The following is a 673-nucleotide window of genomic DNA, read 5'->3' as shown; positions in this document are numbered from 1 at the left end:
CGCGACTGCGCGCCAGTGTTCGGCCTTGTTGAACGCGCGCTCGACCACGTTGCGTCGTTTGTATTCGACCTTGTCGAAGCCTGGCGGCCATCCCACCGAGGCGTCCGCGCTTTTTCCGGTTGGCGACCTGGTCGGATCGTTGGGGTATGACGCTGCGGATCCGTTTGCGCCGCAGCAGGTCCCGGTTCGAAGCTGCCGAGTACGCCTTGTCCGCGATGACCGTGTCGGGATTACGCCGAGGTGGGCCACCGGCGAGCCGGGGCACCGCCACCTGCTCGAGCACTGCGGGCATCGCCACCACCCAGTCCAGATCACCGGTGGTGTCGGCCAGCGCGAGCAGCGCGGTCAGCACCCGGTCCCAGGTGCCGTCGGTGGCATAGCGGCGGTGCCGTTTCCACACTGTCTGCCACGGCCCGAAGACCTCCGGCAGATCTCGCCACGGCAACACCGGTGCGCAGCCGATACAGCATCCCCTCCACGATCCTGCGATTCTCGCAGAAGTTACGGCCAACGCGCCCTTCGGATTTCAGCAACAGCAGCTCCAGCAGCTCCCATTACCTGTCCGTCAGCACACGATACCGATCACCCACCACCGTCACCACGGCGAACATGATGCCCGATCGGCCCCACACAGCAGGCCGATCGACAAACACTATTGGGAGACGCGACCTAG

1 protein-coding gene is annotated in these 673 nt (G+C 65.4%); it reads right to left on the bottom strand.

Features of this window, described 5'->3' with window-relative positions:
• Positions 1-448 (bottom strand): transposase (locus IG65_RS38315; RefSeq protein WP_197040030.1); only part of this gene is annotated, 448 nt, incomplete at its 3' end.
• Between the last annotated feature and the right edge of the window lie 225 nt (positions 449-673).

It is taken from the genome of Nocardia sp. NRRL WC-3656 (assembly GCF_000720265.1).
In the GTDB taxonomy this organism is placed as follows: Bacteria; Actinomycetota; Actinomycetes; order Mycobacteriales; family Mycobacteriaceae; genus Nocardia; species Nocardia nova.
Note: the sequence above shows the minus strand (reverse complement) of the source record. Positions and strands in the feature narration are given on the sequence as shown.